12 protein-coding genes and 1 pseudogene are annotated in these 15401 nt (G+C 69.7%); 6 read left to right on the top strand and 7 right to left on the bottom strand.

Features of this window, described 5'->3' with window-relative positions; all coding sequences use genetic code 11:
- Positions 1-1028 precede the first annotated feature (1028 nt).
- Positions 1029-1979 (top strand): 1-phosphofructokinase family hexose kinase, encoded by a 951-nt coding sequence (locus ACZ4YL_RS41060; RefSeq protein WP_468123592.1) that lies wholly within the window; start codon positions 1029-1031, stop codon positions 1977-1979.
- A 109-nt stretch (positions 1980-2088) separates the two neighbouring features.
- Positions 2089-2289, top strand: coding sequence for a DUF5988 family protein (locus tag ACZ4YL_RS41055; RefSeq protein WP_123074881.1), 201 nt, complete (start codon positions 2089-2091; stop codon positions 2287-2289).
- An 894-nt stretch (positions 2290-3183) separates the two neighbouring features.
- On the opposite strand, the gene ACZ4YL_RS41050 is transcribed toward ACZ4YL_RS41055, so the two are convergent.
- Positions 3184-4236 (bottom strand): universal stress protein, encoded by a 1053-nt coding sequence (locus tag ACZ4YL_RS41050; protein WP_468123595.1) that lies wholly within the window; start codon positions 4234-4236, stop codon positions 3184-3186.
- A 308-nt stretch (positions 4237-4544) separates the two neighbouring features.
- Here ACZ4YL_RS41050 and ACZ4YL_RS41045 point away from each other — a divergent pair, with 308 nt between their 5' ends.
- Both ACZ4YL_RS41045 and lysA read left to right on the top strand, forming a co-directional pair.
- On the top strand, positions 4545-4907 hold the full coding sequence (locus tag ACZ4YL_RS41045; RefSeq protein ID WP_468123590.1) for an SAV_915 family protein: 363 nt from the start codon (positions 4545-4547) through the stop codon (positions 4905-4907).
- Between the two features lie 13 nt (positions 4908-4920).
- Positions 4921-6255, top strand: a complete 1335-nt coding sequence (lysA, locus tag ACZ4YL_RS41040) for a diaminopimelate decarboxylase (RefSeq protein WP_468123588.1) — start codon at positions 4921-4923, stop codon at positions 6253-6255.
- Between the two features lie 94 nt (positions 6256-6349).
- Here the strand turns inward: lysA and ACZ4YL_RS41035 are convergent, their stop codons facing one another.
- Positions 6350-6634, bottom strand: a complete 285-nt coding sequence (locus ACZ4YL_RS41035; protein ID WP_468123587.1) for a hypothetical protein — start codon at positions 6632-6634, stop codon at positions 6350-6352.
- A 54-nt stretch (positions 6635-6688) separates the two neighbouring features.
- Here ACZ4YL_RS41035 and ACZ4YL_RS41030 point away from each other — a divergent pair, with 54 nt between their 5' ends.
- The gene (locus tag ACZ4YL_RS41030) at positions 6689-7420 is read left to right on the top strand and encodes a MerR family transcriptional regulator (protein ID WP_468123585.1); all 732 of its coding nucleotides are present in this window, start codon (positions 6689-6691) and stop codon (positions 7418-7420) included.
- Positions 7421-7627: 207 nt separating this feature from the next.
- Here the strand turns inward: ACZ4YL_RS41030 and ACZ4YL_RS41025 are convergent, their stop codons facing one another.
- Positions 7628-8818, bottom strand: a complete 1191-nt coding sequence (locus ACZ4YL_RS41025) for a cytochrome P450 (RefSeq protein ID WP_468123583.1) — start codon at positions 8816-8818, stop codon at positions 7628-7630.
- A 183-nt stretch (positions 8819-9001) separates the two neighbouring features.
- Between ACZ4YL_RS41025 and ACZ4YL_RS41020 the strand changes: the two genes are divergently transcribed.
- Positions 9002-9676 carry a helix-turn-helix domain-containing protein gene (locus ACZ4YL_RS41020; protein WP_468123593.1) on the top strand — a complete coding sequence of 225 codons (675 nt, stop codon included), beginning with the start codon at positions 9002-9004 and terminating at the stop codon, positions 9674-9676.
- A 249-nt stretch (positions 9677-9925) separates the two neighbouring features.
- Here ACZ4YL_RS41020 and ACZ4YL_RS41015 read toward each other — a convergent pair whose 3' ends face one another.
- The 4 genes and pseudogenes from ACZ4YL_RS41015 to ACZ4YL_RS41000 form a co-directional block, all read right to left on the bottom strand.
- Positions 9926-10111 carry a hypothetical protein gene (locus ACZ4YL_RS41015; protein ID WP_468123582.1) on the bottom strand — a complete coding sequence of 62 codons (186 nt, stop codon included), beginning with the start codon at positions 10109-10111 and terminating at the stop codon, positions 9926-9928.
- Positions 10112-10174: 63 nt separating this feature from the next.
- Positions 10175-12112 carry an APC family permease gene (locus ACZ4YL_RS41010; RefSeq protein WP_468123580.1) on the bottom strand — a complete coding sequence of 646 codons (1938 nt, stop codon included), beginning with the start codon at positions 12110-12112 and terminating at the stop codon, positions 10175-10177.
- Positions 12113-12457: 345 nt separating this feature from the next.
- Positions 12458-14608, bottom strand: coding sequence for a potassium-transporting ATPase subunit KdpB (kdpB, locus tag ACZ4YL_RS41005; protein WP_468123578.1), 2151 nt, complete (start codon positions 14606-14608; stop codon positions 12458-12460).
- Between the two features lie 256 nt (positions 14609-14864).
- A pseudogene (locus ACZ4YL_RS41000) lies at positions 14865-15401 on the bottom strand (amino acid permease); the annotation flags it as partial.

Below are 15401 nucleotides of genomic sequence, written 5' to 3'. Positions count from 1 at the left end.
GCTGGTCGGTCCAGCCTGCCCGGCAGCCATCGGACGAGCACGCCTGACCAGCGAGGGCTTGTCGCGACAGTAGCTCCTGGCCCCGAGGCGAGCCGGAAGAATCACGATCTTCCCCTCCGCCCGACACCCATCTGGCCTCTGTTGACCGCTTCGAAGGGCACGGTTGGCGCACGTCTTTCGCGGTACTGCCTGGGAAGCGGCCTGATCCGCTCCTTAACGCCTGTGATTGGCCGTCGGTATGGACGTACCTCTGCGGCAGGTAGCGACCGGCTCGGTGCTCGACCTGTCCGCAAGTACGGAGCATTGCGAGGTCCTCCGCAACGGGCGGGCGTCAGCCTGCGTGCAGGCTCGACCGTTCGTCCTCCGGTGCAAAAGCGTTCCAAGAAGGCCGATGCCACGCTGTCCCCGTCCGAGCTGGACGAGATTGCCAAGGCCGCGCGTTCTTGCCCCGGGTGCCGCAGCTGTCACCGCCTACCCGATGCTCCTGTAGATCCACGTGCCGAGGAACAGGCCCGGCCGTGGGCCGGCATGCAGGTGACGTCATGCTGTTTCAGTATGGAAGTCGGGTCGGGCGTGTCGCTGTCCACGGAGGTGAGTGCGATGACGCTTCCCACGCGGCTCCGGACCGGTGGCCCGGTGGAGCCGGACGCGTTCTTCGGCCGCACGCACCCGTTACTGGGTGTGCCGTGGGCGCGGCACGCGCCGCTCCGGCCGATGCGGGTACCAGACCTGCTCCCAGCGGGCACGGCCAGGCCCCACGCGCTCAACGGCCGGCACCGTGGTCAGGAGCCGAAGCTGTCCCTGGCAGCGGCCGAGATCGGGATCTACCGCAGCGCGCGGGAACAGGCCCCAATCTCCTCAGGCTGCAGTGAGCGGGGCCTTGCCCAGCGGGCGGTGCGCCGGGCAAGGGTCGGCGCGACCACCCGGGTCCCGCGATGAGGACGGCCGCAACGCCGGACCCCACCACAGCCAGGACTACCGACGGTGCAGGAGGATCGGAGAGTGCGGCCAAGCCGTCGATCCTCACCTTGACGATGAATCCCGCGGTCGATCTCTGCTGGGAGGTCGGACACCTGGAGGGCATCGGCAAGAACCGCGCCCGGGTCAGGTCGGTGGCCGCCGGGGGCGGAGGGATCAACGTCGCCCGTCATGTCGTGCGGCTCGGAGGACGAGCCACCGCTGTCCACACCGCCGGAGGCGAGGTCGGCCTGCGCCTGAACCGGCTGCTGGACGAAGAGGGCGTCGACCACGTCGCCGTCGACATCGACGACGACACCCGCGAAGCACTCGTGCTGTTCGAGGCCGAATCGCGCCGCGGCTACCACATCGTGCCACCCGGCCCGCACCTGCACGACCACGAGGGGCGGCGGTGCCTGGATGCGCTGGAGCGGGCCGTTGGCGGTTGCCCGTACGTCGTGGCCAGTGGCAGCCTGCCCGGCGGCTTGCCCGACGACTTCTACGCGGCCGTCTCCCGCCGCATCAGGGAAGCCGGATCCCGACTGGTCCTGGACACCTCCGGTCCGGCGCTTCGCGGAGCACTCGCGGAGGGCGTGTTCCTGCTCAGGTGCAACCGCACGGAGGCCGAAAGCCTGACCGGCCGGCCGGTCCGCGGCTTCGACGACGCCCGGGCCCTCAACGAGCACCTGCTCACCACGGGGGCCGCCGAGATCGCCGTCACCACCCTCGGAGAGCTGGGCGCACTGTGCTCGACCGGCCACGGCCACACCGAGCTCTACGCGCCGCCGCTGCCCGGCGAGCCCCTGAGCGACGCCGGGGCAGGAGACAGCATGGTCGCCGCCCTCATCACACAGCTGGCCGCCGGAGAGGATCCCGTCAGCGCCTCCGCGCTGGGGGTGGCCGCAGCCGCCGCAGCGATGCTCACCCCCAGCACCGAGCCCTTCGACCTGGACATGGCCCGATCCCTCCACTCCCAGGTGAGGACCAGGTTCCAGACCGATGCTCGACGCCGGGGCGTTTGACCTCGCCCACCCCCGTCACCGCGTCGGGCGGGACGCTGCCGGTGATGCTGAGCCACGCCAGTGCCGACCTCGTGATGCGAGCGGGCCTGCGGTTGGGAAGACTGGAAGCATGGCGACCAAGGCAGTGCTTGAGGGCGGCCCGGACGATCTGCCCGAGCGGATCGTTCCGATCTCCGACCCCGGACAAGACCTGAAGATTCCGCACCGCGGCGGGTACGAGCATTTCAAGATCACGTCGCGGCACCAGGACAGCCCTGAGGGACAACTGGCGGTCTACGAATGGTGGGAACGGACAGAGATCGCCGAATGAAACGGACGGTCAAGGACGCTCGGCCTGCACCTCACCACGGCGGCCGAGATGCGCGGGCCGACACCGCATGGTGTGCGGGATCGCCAGCCTCGATCCAGTCCACCCGCTCCCCAACGACTTCCGTCCTCCTGGTACTTCGCGACCGGCTTCCAGCCACTGCCGCTCAAGGCAGCACGGGAATCGTCTGCCCCCTCCATTGCCCTCTTGGTAGCCCGACCCTCAAGGGGGGCCGGCCTTCGGAGCCAACATGACTCGGGCGATGGGACGAGCAGAGGAAGCCTGTGATCGGCGTCAGTGGCATCGATGCTTTCCTGGAGGTGGGCAAGGGCGAACACCAGCGCACGGACACGAAGACGGGCACGGCACGACGAAACGCGGCGCTGAATGGCGCGAAGGGGGCACGGGGCTACCCTGCGGGACCTCCCCCGACGGGCTCCCCGGACCCGCCATTCCAGGCGGGTACCTCCGTCCGTCGGCGTGACGGACATTGCCCCGCCCAGCTGTTCGGCACGCTCGGCGAGGTTGCGCAGGCCGCTGCGGCGGCCCGTTTCCGGAATGCCGACATCGCCATCACTCACTGTGATGGCGATCGCGCCTTCGGCAGTACGATCGAGACGTCCGCCCGCCGTGCCCGAGCGTGCCGGGCCCCATTGCTGAGAGCCTCACCCATGACCGCTACAACCTGGTCGGCCACCTGCGGCGACACGTCCGTGTCGATAAGCCCCTCGATGCGCAGCGCGGGAGCGAAGCCGAGCAGGGAAGCCGCCTGATCGACGCCTGCACCGAACGCAGCCGAAGCTGCGGGGCCACGCCGGGGAATCTCAGCCCTCCCTTCGCCGTGGCCAGCCCGAGCTACCGTCAGACCACTTGCCGATCCGCCGCAGGCTCCAAGGTTCAGGAGCAGTCACAGCCCGGCTTGCAGCCGCCGCCGTCAGCGACCTCAACGGGGTCCGGCGCGACACCGTGCGCGGTGGGCGCGCAGCAGCCCTTGCCCTGCCAGGCGTCGCGGCCTTCCTTGAGGGCGATGGCAGCGATGACGAGGGCGGCGATGGGGTCGGCCCAGGTCCAGCCGAGGGTGGCGTTGAGGAGGAGGCCTGCGAGGAGGACGGCCGACAGGTACGTGCACAGGAGGGTCTGCTTGGAGTCGGCGACCGCACTGGCAGAGCCGAGTTCGCGGCCCGCGCGGCGCTGGGCGGCGGACAGGAAGGGCATGACCGCGAGGGAGAGGGCGGCGATGACGATGCCGGGGACCGATTCGTCGGCTTCGGCGGTGCCGGTCAGAGCGCGGACCGCGTCGACGGCGACATAGGCGGCGAGGGCGAAGAAGGAAAGCGCGATGATCCGCAGGGTGGTCTTCTCCCGTGCCTGGCGTGCGGTGTGGTCGGCGGCTGAGAACTGCCAGGCGACAGCGGCCGCGGAGGAGACCTCGATGACGGAGTCGAGGCCGAAGCCGATCAGCGCGGTGGAGGAGGCGATCGTCCCGGCGGTGATCGCGACGATCGCCTCGATGACGTTGTAAGTGATCGTCGCGGCGACCAGGAAGCGTATGCGGCGCGCGAGAGCTGCCACGCAGTAGCGGGCGACCGAGGGCCGCAGGAGGCGGCGCAACGGGGAACGTGAGCCGGTGCCGACGACCAAGAGCTCCTCCACTCTACGGGCGGTGTCGACCAAGGCGGCGCCGGGGGTGCCCCGCACGGTGAGGCCCGTGAGGGTGACTCCAGGCTTCGCCGCAGGGAACGCCGTGTCGAGTACCTCGCGAAGTCTTTCGACGGCAGCGGTACGGCATTCCGCCAGGGCGGAGGGGCTGAGGCCGTTCCGGCTGCCGAGTTCACCGCCCGGTGATTGCCACGCCAGGACGACCCTCAGCTCCGCATCACGTACGCGGGCCTCGGCGGCCGCCCTGTGCAGGGCGGCCAGACTCCCCAAGGTGCCGGTCACGTCGACCACGACTCTTCGCACGACCTGTTCCCTCTCCTCGCCGTCCGGTCACCGGTCCCATGGAAAGGCCACGAGGCACGGCGCAGCCATGTCCTTGACGGACTTCTGGCGGAGAGGGTCCACAACCCTGACGCCCTGCTGATGGACTCCAGGACCTGCCGTCAGTGATGCGTATGGAGTGGGCCGGTGGCCGTATGGGTCCCGTTACGGGGTGGCCGCTGGGGCGCGGAGGCGGGGATAGCTTCGGTTGCACGTCCCGGACCGCCTCCCCGCGCCGGGGCGTGACCTGTCACTCGTGGTTCCCCGAGGAGGGCCCCATGTGCTTGTTCCAGTACGACGAATCCGACTCCGAGCCTGAGGAACAGCGCCCGGCCGGGCCTCTGTACGTGCCCGCCCGGCCGGGAGGAGCGCACGTCGTCGTGCGGCTGTTCCGCACCCCGCTGGGAACCCGTACCGCCGTTGGTTTCACCAGCCCGGAGCGGCTGGCCGCCACGCTCGGTACGGCCCAGCCCTGGATCCGGCTCTCCGAGGCCGCGCTCCGTGCGATGGCCCGGCCGCTCGGCGCGTCCCTGCTGACCGTGGACCCGGCTCTCACCGCGCCCCCGGTCACCGCGGCGGGCGCCGGACCCGCCGGAGCCCCGCTCACGCGGGTATCCGAGACCACGGCCCGTGCGGCCTGAAGGGGAGCGGAACATGACCATCGCCGTTCTCCCGGACATGCCCGCCGATGCCGGTGAGCTGTCCGTATGGCCCGCGTCCACGAGGCCGCTCCCGCACGGCGGCCTGGCCGTCGGCGGAGTCTCCCTCACCGAGATTGCCGAGCGATTCGACACCCCCGTCTACGTACTGGACGAGGGCGAGGTCCGCGGGCGCTGCCGGACGTATCGCGACGCCTTTCCCGACGCGGACGTGCTGTACGCCGCCAAGGCGTTCCTCTCGCGCGCCATGGTCCGCTGGGTCCAGGCGGAGGGGCTGGGCCTGGACGTGTGCTCGGCCGGAGAGTTGGAGCTCGCCGTCACCACCGGATTCCCGCCCGAGCGCATCGTGCTGCACGGAAACGCCAAGTCCCCTCACGACCTGGAGGCCGCCCTGCGCCTCGGTGTGGGACGGATCGTCATCGACAGCCCGTCCGAGATCGCCAGGATCGCCGCCGCCGTCGGCCCGGGTGGCCGCCAGAAGGTCATGGTGCGGGTGGTCCCGGGCGTCTCGGCCGGCGGCCACGACAAGATCCGTACGGGCACGGAGGACCAGAAGTTCGGCTTGTCCCTCACCGACGGCGGCGCACAGCACGCCGTCACCCGGATCCTGGGCCAGCCGCGGCTCGAACTGACCGGCTTGCACTGCCACATCGGATCACAGATATCCGAGGTGAAGCCCTACCTGGTCGCCCTGCGCCGCGTGATCGGGCTCATGGCCCGCATCCATGACACCCACGGCGTGGTCCTGCCCGAGCTCGACATGGGCGGCGGCCACGGCATCGCCCACCGGCCAGGCGAACCCGCCCTCGACCTCACCGCGCTCGCCCGGCGGATGCGTACCGAACTCGTCGACGGCTGCGCCGCCGCGGGACTCCCCGTGCCCCGGCTCGCCGTCGAACCCGGGCGGGCCGTCGTGGGCCCCGCGGGAGTCGCGCTCTACCGGGTGCTCGCCGTCAAGCACACCGGCGAGGAGGTGTTCGTCGCCGTGGACGGCGGTATGAGCGACAACCCGCGGCCGGCGCTGTACGGGGTGCGGTACGCGCCCCGGCTCGTCGGCCGCCACTCGACGGCCGGTCCCCGTACGGCCACGGTCGTCGGCCGGCACTGCGGGGCGGGCGACGTCCTCGCCTCCGACGTCCCGCTGCCGGGCGACATCCACCCCGGCGACCTGCTCGCGGTACCGGTGGCCGGCGCCTACCAGCTGTCCATGGCCTCCGGCTACAACCTGGTCGGCCGCCCCGCCGTCGTAGCGGTCCACGAGGGCACGGCCCGGCTCCTCGTCCGGCGCGAAACCCTGGAGGACCACCGCCGCCGGGACATCGGCGTCTAAGGCCACTCCAAGGCACGTTCGCCGCCGCCTGGGCTTCTCCATATCGTCACGGTGAGATGCAGGATCGCGGCAGGTGCGGCGGCCGGGCGGTTCGTCAGTCCTGATGACCGCCCGGTGCCCGCAGCAGCCGCTCCAGCTCCGTTCCGGCCTCTTCGTATCCGGCGTCGGAGATCCGTTGCAGCTCGCGCAGGTCTCCGGCTGCGGCCGCGCGTCGCGTGAGCAGCATTCCGGCGTGCCGGGATCCCTCGTCCAACAGGTCGCTCAGCTCCTCGACGTCGCCGGCCGCGTCCGCGAGATCGGCCAGCCGGTCCAGCGCGGTCTCGTTGCCCTCGTCGGCCAGGTCGCGAAGGGTCTCCCGATCGGGGTTCGTGTTCTCCATGACGCCATGCTGCAACCCTGCCCCTGGGGCAGGGTCAAGTGGGACGATGACGAGGTGATCACCATCGGACAGCTGGCCGGCTACATCGGAGTATCGATCAAGACCGTCCGCGTCTACCACGACAAGGGGTTGCTCCCCGAGCCCGACCGCGACGCGTCCGGCTACCGGCGGTACGGTGCGAACGACGCTGTCGACCTGATCAAGATCCGGACACTGGCAGAAGCCGGTGTCCCCCTCGCTCGAATCCGGTATCTGAGAGCGACGGGCGAGGAGGAATTCCGTCAGGCGCTGGGCGAGATCGACGACGAACTCGACGCCCGCATCCGCAGCCTGCAGGACACTCAGGGGCGCCTGCGCCGGCTCGCCGCCGGGCGTCTGGTGCCACTGCCCGGCGAGGTCTTCGCCCATCTGGAGGATCTGGCCCGATGGGGATTCACGCCTCGGTGGGTGGACCTGCAACGCGACTTGTGGATCCTCGTGTTCGCCACCCACCCGGACCGTGCGACCACCCTGTTTCACGAGCAGGCCGAGATCTTGGCCGACCCGACACTACGGCGGCTCTTCCTCGGCTACGACCACGCACACGACCTCGACGCCGGCGACCCGCGGCTCGAGGACCTCGCCCGCAGGATCGCCGAGGCGAATCGGGAGCGCTACGGGCCCGACGAACGGCCCGGGCTGGATACGGGCTCCGAGATCCCCGCCCTCATCCAGAGCAGAGTCAACGCTTCGTCCCCGGCATGGGAACGGCTCGACTCCCTCATTCGCGCCCGACTGGACGCATGACGTGAGCGCCCCCCGGAGCGGCCTGCGAGGTGTGTCTCTCCTCGGACCCGTCGCGATTCCCGACGCGCACGTGAGCCCCTGCCAGGTCGAGCGCGGCCAGGACCCTGCTCACTGTCCAGCCGGCGCCGCGGACGCGATCCGCGCGGGCCGGCAACCACAGCTCGGCCGCGGCGGCCGTACGCGATCTCTCCCGTCACCGGCCGGTGGTCACACGTCCCAGGTGACCGGGAGGCTCTTGACCCCATAGATGTCCGCGGTCTCCGGGCGCAGGGCGACGTCTTCGGCCGGTACGGCCAGGCGCAGCGTGGGAAAGCGCTTGAGCAACGCGGAGAACGCGACCCGCATCTCGATGCGGGCCAGCTGCGCACCCAGGCACAGGTGGATGCCGTGGCCGAAGGCCAGGTGCCCGCCGGAGTCCCTCCCGAGGTCGAGCGTGTGGGGATCCGTGTACCGCTCGGGGTCGCGGTTGGCGGTGTTGTACGACAGGACGACCGTCGTGCCGGCCTCGATGGTCCGGCCGCCCACCTCGACGTCCTCCAGCGCCGTCCGCATGAACGACTTGGCGACGCTCAGGTACCGCAGCAGCTCCTCGACGGCCTGGTCGATGAGCGCGGGATCGGCGCGCAGCGCTGCCAGTTGCTCCGGGTTCTGCAGCAGCGCGAAGGTCCCGAGGGACAGCATGTTGGCGGTGGTGTCGAAGCCGGCCGCCAGCAGGATCAGGCTGATCCCCTGCAGCTCCTCATCGGTCAGGTCGCTGTCGGTGAGTTCGCTGAGCACGTCATCGGTGGGGTTCGCACGCTTGGCGGCCACCAGTTCCGCGAGGTAGGTCTGGGTCGCGGTGTAGGCCGCCAGCAGCTCCTCGTCGCCCGTCTCCCCGTTCATGAACTTGTCGATCTGTTCCTGGAAGGAGGCCCGGTCCTCGTACGGCACCCCCAGCAGCTCACAGATGATGATGGTGGGGATGGGCTTGGCGAACGCGGTCACCAGGTCCGCCGACTGCCCCGCCTTCTCCATGGCGTCCAGGCAGTCCGTGGTGATCTGCTCGATGCGCTCGGTGAGCAGTCGCATCCGCCGTGCGGTGAACTTGCCGACCAGCGGCTTCCGGTAGCGGCTGTGCTGGGGGTCGTCCATGAGGAGGAACTCGCCGGGAGGCGCCGGAGGGATCTCGAAGTCGACCACGTTCAGGAGGTCCTTGCGCGAGCTGAACCGCGGGTCGGCCAGGACCGACCTGACCAGGTCGTATCCGGTGATCATCCAGCCGGGTTTCCCGCCGGGGTGGGTGTAGCGGCTGATGGGGCCGTGCCGGCGGGCGTCGATCAGCTCTGCCGGAGGGTCGAAAGGACAGCCGGACTGACGCTCCGTCGGCAGCGTCGTAACCGTGTGGACCGATTCATCCATGACCATTCCTCACCTCGCGATAGTGCGTGTTTGATACAACTCGAAAGCTACGTTGCATTCAGGATTGCTGCAATCCACTGGAACACATAAGTGCAGGTGAACAGTGCCAAATTGATGCAATGACGCTGAGCTCGAATGCAATGGCGCGTTGCACTGACTGGCGGCGAAGGCAATACTGGCGGCATGCCTGGAGGACGGTTGACCCAGCAGGAACGCCAGCGCATCGCGGCCGGACTCACCGGCAAGCTCTCCTACGCCGAGATTGCCAGGCGGCTCGACCGGCCGACCTCGACGATCAGCCGGGAAATCGCACGCAACGGCGGCCCCGGCGGCTACCGGCCCCAGCAGGCGCAGCTGGCGACGGTCCAGCGGGCGCAGCGCGGCACACCGGCACCCCCGCGAGCGGCCGGAGCGCCGGGCGGTGCATTGGAAGAGGAGATCATCGAGCTGGCGGTCAGGTCGGGACTGCCGAGGATGACGGCGCGCGTGCACGTCGACCTGTTGCTGTCCGAGGACGGCAGGCGCACAGCAGCCGAGCTGACCCGCAGACTGAAGGTCAGCCCAGCCTCCGTCTCCGTAGCCGTGAACTTTCTGGTCGAGCATGGGTATGTCCGGCGCGAGCGCGATCCGCAGCGGCGTCGCGACATCTACGTGGTCGACGACGACGCCTGGTACCACTCGATCGTGATCAGCTCGCGGCAGACGCTCGAGGCAGCGCAGGCCTCGACGGCCGCGGCGCAGACGTACGGGCCCGAGAGCCCTGTGGGGCAGCGGCTGGCCAAGGTGGGCGCGTTCCTGGAACAGGTCAGCCTGGACATGCTGGAGTCGGCCGACCGATGCCGCCGCCTCCTGGCGTGACGGGTCTCAGCGGAACCGTCTGGGCCGCCGGCGGACCAGTTCCTGCCGAACGTCACCGACCCATGCCGTCTGGCCGTCCGGCACCGCAGCGGCACGGCGGGTACGTCTGGTTCCCCGCTGACGTCGACAACATGACCCCTGAAAAGCTTGTCGGCCCTCCCGCGCGGTTGGCGCGGTCCACGAGGGCACGGCCCGGATCCTTGTACGGCGCGAAACGCCGGAGGGCTCCCGCAACCGGGACATCGGCGGCTAGGGCCGGTAGACGAGCTCGATCACCATCGCTGCGATGATCGCCCAGACCCCGATGCCGAGCAGCCACAGGGCATCGAGGATCGCGCCGGTGGCGATCACGGTCAGACCTGCCGCCCCGAGGACGAGTACGGTCCGGCGGACGGCGCGATCGGGGCGCCAGGAGATGGTCACGACAGCGAGCATCCCTCCGGATCCACGTGGGGGCGAGGATCCGGAGGGTTTCCTGTCGGCATCTTGGCGGTGATGTCAGCCCGCGTGGACGTGCGGGCGCCGGGCGCGGTCCGGTTCGGCCTCTCGGATGACCTCGCGGGTGACGGGGGCGACCTCGCCCTGGCCGAAGAGGAAGAAGCGGAGGAAGTTGGCGAACGGGTTGCCCTCGGTCCACTCGAAGTAGATGTGGGGCCGCTGGCCGGTCTCGTCGCGTACGTGGAGGAGGAGGGCGGCCAGGGCGTTGGGGATGCTGGAGCTCTCCAGGGTCAGGACGCGGTAGCGGTCGTGCAGCACCTCGCCGCGTACGCGCATGCCGGATTCGAACTCGGACGCGTCCAGGACGGTGACCTCGACGAACATCACGTCGTCCCCGGCCGGGATGTCGTTGTCCGCGCGGATCTGTTCCTTCTTCTGCCGGTACTCCTCGCGGTCCCGGTTGTCGGGCTCGTTGGCGATGAACCGGATCGTGCGGTTGGCGGTGTCGCGGATGAACCGCTGGGCCATGTCGTCGAACTCCACGTGCGTGACGCGCAGCTCGAAGACGCGGGCGAGACGGGAGAGAAGGGAGAGCGCCATGATGCCGGCGATGAAGCAGGCGCCGATCTTCACGCCGTCGGGGCGTTCGACGATGTTGACCGCGGTCGTGTAGATGAAGACGGCGGAGATGACGCCGAAGCCGATGGTCCAGCCGCGCTCCCCCGCCCGGCGGGCGGCGATGGTCACGGCGACGGCCGCCGAGGTGATCAGAACCAGGACACCGGTGGCGTACGCGCCGCCCTGCGCGTCGACGTCGGCGTCGAAGATCCACGTGACCAGGAACGCGACCAGGGTGAACACGATGACCATCGGCCGCAGGGCCCGGGCCCATTGCGGGGCCATCCCGTACCGGGGCAGGTAGCGCGGCATCAGGTTCAGCAGGCCCGCCATCGCGGAGGACCCGGCGAACCACAGGATCAGGATCGTGGAGATGTCGTAGACCGTGCCGAAGGCCGATCCCAGGTACTCGTGCGCCAGGTAGGCCAGGGCCCGTCCGTTGGCCTCACCGCCTGGCTGGAATTGGGCTGGTGGGATCAGCAGCGTCGTGATGAAGCTGCTGGTGATCAGGAAGACGCTCATGATGATGGCCGCGGTCGTCAGCAGCTTCTTGGCACCGCGGATCCGGCCGGCGGGCTTCTCCTCGGTGTCCTCCGGGTCGCCCTTCACGTGGGGCATGACCGCCACACCGGTCTCGAAGCCGGAGAGGCCGAGCGCGAGCTTCGGGAACACGATGAGGGCGATGGCGACCATCATGAGCGGGTTGCCGTGCTCGGCGGTCAGCGCCTCGGTCCAGTCGGTGACGACATGCGGTTCGGCGGCCACCTCCCACAAGCCGCGCGCCACCACGACGACGTTCAGGCTGAGGTACGTGGCCACCAGCACCACGGCGACGCCGATGGCCTCGCTGAACCCCTTGAGGAACACAGCCCCGAGGAGCGCGATCATGATCAGGGTGATCAGCACCTCGTGACCGTGCAGAGTGCTCGTGAGGTGCGGGTTCTCCACCAGGTGGGCGGTCGCGTCCGCCGCCGAGAGGGTGATGGTGATGAGGAAGTCGGTCGCCGCGAACCCCAGCAGGGTCAGGACGAACAGCTTCCCCTTCCAGAACGTCAGCAGCCGCTCCAGCATGGCGATCGAGCCCTCGCCGTGGGGACTCTCCTCGGCCACCCGCCGGTAGACGGGCAGCGCGCCGAACAGGGTGAGGAGGACCAGCACGATGGTCGCGAGCGGCGACAGCAAGCCGGCCGCGAGCGCCGCGATGCCGGGCTGGTAGCCGAGGGTCGAGAAGTAGTCCAGACCCGTCAGGCACATCACCCGCCACCAGGGGCGGCCGTGGGGCTGGGCCGCCGCCTCCTTGGCGGCGGGCGAACTGTTCTCGGCGGTCAAGCCTTCCAGCATCCACGCGCGCAGGCGCGAGGAGCGGGCCGGGGTGGCCATCGTGGGGAGCTCCTGTCGTACGGCAAAGAATCAGCCATCGACACCGACGGCGGAGCAAGCGTACGCAGATTGATCTCATATGCCCGCGGCTGAGGCAATCCTGACGCGTCCTTAACGCGGACAGCGCCACCTGTGGAGTAGAGAACGTCCGGCGGTCAAAGACGAGGAGCGGGGGCGGCCCGGACGGAGGCCGCCCCCGCGGGGAAACCGGCGGAGTGCGGATCAACGCCGGCCGGCCTGGAGCGGCCGTGGTCAGGGGGTGGGAAGAGCCCTGCGAGAAGCGGAGGCTGCGATGGCTCATGGGACAGGAGCCTCGCGTTCCCCTGATGAGCTGTTTTCCCGAGGTCAGCCGAGGCCGGGGATGGTGGACACCAGCAGGTCGATGAGCTTGATCCCGACGAAGGGCAGGATCAGGCCACCGAGACCGTAGACGCCGAGGTTGCGGCGCAGCAGGTCGTGCGCGGAGGCGGGCCGGTAGCGGACACCGCGCAGGGCGAGCGGGATGAGGGCGACGATGATCAGCGCGTTGAAGATGATCGCCGAGGTGATCGCCGAGGTGGGGCTGCTCAGGCCCATGATGTTGAGGGCTTCGAGGCCCGGGTAGGCCGCCGCGAACATGGCCGGGATGATCGCGAAGTACTTCGCCACGTCGTTCGTGATGGAGAAGGTTGTGAGCGCGCCCCGGGTGATGAGGAGCTGCTTGCCGATTTCGACGATCTCGATGAGCTTGGTGGGGTTGGAGTCCAGGTCCACCATGTTCCCGGCCTCCTTGGCGGCCGAGGTACCCGTGTTCATCGCCACGCCCACATCGGCCTGCGCGAGCGCCGGGGCGTCGTTCGTACCGTCGCCGGTCATCGCGACCAGCTTGCCGCCCGCCTGCTCCCGCTTGATCAGCGCGAGCTTGTCCTCGGGCGTCGCCTGGGCGAGGTACTCGTCCACCCCCGCCTCCGCGGCGATAGCGCGGGCCGTCAGCTCGTTGTCGCCGGTGACCATGACCGTACGGATCCCCATGGCGCGCAGCTCCGCGAAGCGCTCCCGGATGCCTTCCTTGACGACGTCCTTGAGGTGGATGATGCCGAGGACCCGCGGCCCGTCCCAGTCGTGGACCGCGACCAGCAGAGGGGTCCCGCCGGACTGCGAGACCTGGGCGGACCATGTGGCGGCCTCCGCCTGTACGGTCCCACCGCGCATCGCCACCCAGTCCATGACCTCCGTCACCGCGCCCTTGCGGATGGCGCATCCCGCACCGTTGTCCCAGCTCAGGTTGACGCCGCTCATCCGGGTGCGCGCGCTGAACTCGGTGAAGCGGGGGTTGCTGAGGTCCTCGGCGGCGGCCGGCTGGAGCCCGTACCGCTGGGCCAGGGCCACGACGGACCGGCCTTCGGGGGTCTCGTCGGCGAGAGAGGACAGCTGGGCGGCGTCTGCGAGCTTGGTGTGGTCGATGCCGGGGAGCGGGATGAAGGCGGCGGCCTCCCGGTTGCCGTGCGTGATGGTGCCCGTCTTGTCGAGGAGCAGGGTGTTGATGTCACCGGCGGCCTCGACTGCGCGGCCGCTCAGCGCGATGACGTTGCGCTGCACGAGGCGGTCCATGCCGGCGATGCCGATCGCGGAGAGCAGGGCGCCGATCGTGGTGGGGATCAGGGTGACAAGGAGGGCGACCAGCACCGTCGTGGACTGGGCTGCGCCCGCGTACGCGGCCATCGGCTGGATGCTGACCACGATCAGGATGAAGATGACGGTCAGGGCGGCCAGCAGGATGTTCAGCGCGATCTCGTTCGGGGTCTTCTGCCGGGACGCACCCTCGACCAGCGCGATCATCCGGTCGATGAAGCTGTTCCCGGAACGCGAGGTGACCCGTACGACGATCGAGTCCGACAGCACGGTCGTACCGCCCGTGACACCGGACCGGTCGCCGCCCGACTCCCGGAGCACCGGGGCCGATTCACCGGTCACGGCCGACTCGTCCACCATTGCCGCGCCGTCGACCACGTCCCCGTCGGCCGGTACCAGCTCGCCCGCTTCGACGAGCACGAAGTCGAAGGGATGGAGCTCGGCGGGCGTGACGACCTCGGTCTCGGCGCTGAGAAGGTTCGCCCCGTACGTCCAGTGCTTCAGCCGCAGCGCAACCGTGTCCGTACGCGCCTTGCGCAGCGACTCGGCCTGAGCGCGGCCGCGGCCTTCGGCGACGGCCTCGGCGAGGTTGGCGAAAAGGACGGTCAGCCAGAGCCAGACGCTGATCACCCAGGTGAAGACCGACGGGTGGATGAGCGCCGAGAGTGTGGTCAGCACCGATCCGACGGCGACGACGAACAGCACCGGCTTCTTGACCAGTTCGCGCGGGTGGAGCTTGGCGACGGCCTCCCGGGCCGAGGTGGCGAGGAGCTCGGGCTCCAGCACGTTCACCTGGCCGGAGCGTTTCCGGGACGGACGGTTGACCGGGGTCCGCGGAGGTGTGCCGAGACCCGTGGGAGCGTGCTGCGCGGCGGCGGGAGGCATGAAGCGACTTTCTGGTGAGTTCGGCTGGGCACCCCTGCCGGGCAAGTCGGCACGCAGCGGATGCGGTTGAGGGGTGTCGCCGCCGGGGACTGTCTCGCATGGACCCCCTCGGCCGTCATGTGAGTAGTCGAGGTCCCCGGCGGCGCAACAGGCAGGAAACTACTGCCCGTTCCGGCGGAAATCCCATGTGAGCCGGGGAATTGGCACCTTCTTGACGGCAGCGCACGAGGCGCGTCAAGCCACCGTCAACAGCCCGTCAACGCCCGTCGGCAGTGATGCGGAAGCGCAGTCGGCAGATGACGGCGTCGGTGTCGCGGCGCACCGCGTGGGCGACGACCGAACCGCGCTGGTTCTGCAGCATCCGCTGCCACAGCCGGGCGGGTTCCGTTTCCGGTATGAGGACGGTCACCTGGGTGTCCGGGTGTGCCTGCATCAACTCGCGCACGTACGCCGACACCGGCCGGCCGAGCGAACGGGTGCCCGAGCAGACCTCGACCAGCTCGATGCCGGGCTTCCACAACTCCCAATCCCGGCGCAGCGCTTCGGCTGTCTGCCGGTCCTCCGGGCCGGAGTGGGTGACGGTCACGGCGAGGACCTCGTCGCCGAGGGAGCGGGCCGCGGTCAGCGCCTGGCAGGTCAGGCGGGACAGACCGGAGACGGGAACGACGACGAGCGAATGGGCCCGGTGGGGCGGCTGAGGGATGCGGCCGAGCTCCAGGCGCTCGCCGATCCGAGCGTAGGCTCGGTGGACCTTCTCGAAGGCGAGGACGGTCAACGGCAGGGCGAGGACGAT

The organism is Streptomyces sp. NPDC030021, from assembly GCF_055574035.1.
Note: the sequence above shows the minus strand (reverse complement) of the source record. Positions and strands in the feature narration are given on the sequence as shown.